Source organism: Ferroplasma sp. (genome assembly GCF_037442045.1).
Lineage (GTDB): Archaea > Thermoplasmatota > Thermoplasmata > Thermoplasmatales > Thermoplasmataceae > Ferroplasma.
This window is the reverse complement of record NZ_JBBIRC010000088.1, coordinates 1-1,804: the sequence shown is the minus strand read 5'-3', so window position 1 is coordinate 1,804 and position 1,804 is coordinate 1. Positions and strand designations below refer to the sequence as shown.

Sequence of the window (1,804 nt, the reverse complement as noted above, 5' to 3'; positions counted from 1 at the left end):
TAAATAAAAATATCTCGGAATTAACATATAATGAAATTTCAAAGATAAAATTGCCAAATGGTGAAAATATACCGGCTTTGGAAGACATCTTTGACCTTATTGATATTGATTTAATAATTGAATTAAAAGATCCTGGAATAATAAATGCTTTATTGCAAATGTTTACAGATAGGCCAGAACTGGCAAAAAGATGTGCTTTAATATCATTTTTCCACGAAGCATTATTGGAAATAAAAAAATATTTTCCAAATATAATTACAGGGGCTTTACTGGCTGGTTTTCCCGTAGACCCTGTGTATATGGTAAAGAGCTGCAAAGCAGACATAATATCATTAAATTATGAAGGATTAACGAAAGAATATGTTAATAAATGCCACGAGGCAAATATTAAAGTTGCTGCATGGACTCCAAACACAAAAGAGGAAATAAAAAAGTGCATTGATGCCAGTATTGATATTATTGCTTCTGACAGGCCTGATATAGTTATGGAATTAACAAATAAAAAATAAATTCAGGAACTTGTTTCTTCCAGTGATTTATTCTTTGTTTCCGTTCCCATTAAAATAACGGTTATTAACCCAATCAGTGATACTGCACACAAAAATATAAGGCCCCCGCCATTGCCATAGTAACTGGCTATTATCATGTAAGATCCAATGCCGACTAAAGCACCTATTCTGCTAATTGTGGTGCCAAAGCCCTGTGCTGTTGCCCGTATTTCTGTAGGATAAAGTTCCTGTGGATAAATTGCAGTTGTTATCCCTGGCCCAAGTTCCTCAAAAATTTCTAATAAAATAACCATTATAACAATAAAAAATAAATTCGGAAAATAAATAAAACTGTATGCTGCAAAAAATAATGAAACTGCCATCCCCAGAAATCCTATAGAAGTTATTGGTTTCCTTCCAACTTTATCTATTAAAAATAAGGTTATGACTGCACCCACTATTGCTGTCATGGCAACAATGGCTGCCGTACCAGATGCAGCGGAAGCCGATAATTTCAGTGATTCCAGTATTGTAGGGCCTATTAAATCAAGAACATACGCAACTGCGTCTAAAGAAAACCAGATTATGGAAATAAAAATTGTATATTTTAAATATTTTCCTTGAAATAATTTTTTAAATGAATTTTTTTCTGGCTCTATTTTATTATTATTGACTTTAAGCCCCAGTGATTCCATTGTTTTATCAGCATCATTATAATTTCCCCTGTTGGCAAGCCATCTTGGAGATTCAGGAACAGATGTTCTCAAAACCAATATAATTGTTGCAGGGATAACTCCAATTAAAAAAAGATACCTCCATGAAATTTCTCCTATTGGAATCAATAGAAAACCTGCTAAATATGAAATAGCAGCTCCTATAAAAAAGAACATTCCATTTAATGTTAACAATTGCCCTCTGTGTTTTACTGGTGCGAATTCTGCTATAATAGTTGGGCTTATTGCATAATCTGCCCCTATGGCAACACCCAAAAATAATCGAAAAATAACAAGTTCGGTAAAATTAAATGATATTGCAGTTAAAACTGTAAATAAAATAAATAAAGCCATATCAAGCATATACAATTTTCTTCTTCCTTTTTTATCTGTTAAATATCCTATGAATACGCCTCCAAAAATCATTCCTATCAATGTTGAACCTAACAACAAAGTCTGGTCAAGTGCATTTAAACTGAATTCAGAAGTTAAAATTAGAATTGCAACAGAAACTACAGAAATATCATAACCATCCAGAAGAGAACCTGCTGATGATAAAGTAGCTATTCTTATATGGTATAATTTTACTTTACTATCGTCTAA

At 32.4% G+C, this 1,804-nt stretch carries 2 protein-coding genes; one reads left to right on the top strand and one right to left on the bottom strand.

All coding sequences use genetic code 11. From position 1 onward, the window contains the following. The coding region (locus WKI77_RS07575; RefSeq protein ID WP_337861217.1) for a glycerophosphodiester phosphodiesterase at positions 1-509 on the top strand (509 nt) is incomplete at its 5' end. A 2-nt stretch (positions 510-511) separates the two neighbouring features. On the opposite strand, the gene WKI77_RS07570 is transcribed toward WKI77_RS07575, so the two are convergent. After that, positions 512-1,804, bottom strand: a 1,293-nt coding sequence (locus WKI77_RS07570) for an MFS transporter (protein ID WP_337861216.1), incomplete at its 5' end; no start/stop codon positions are given.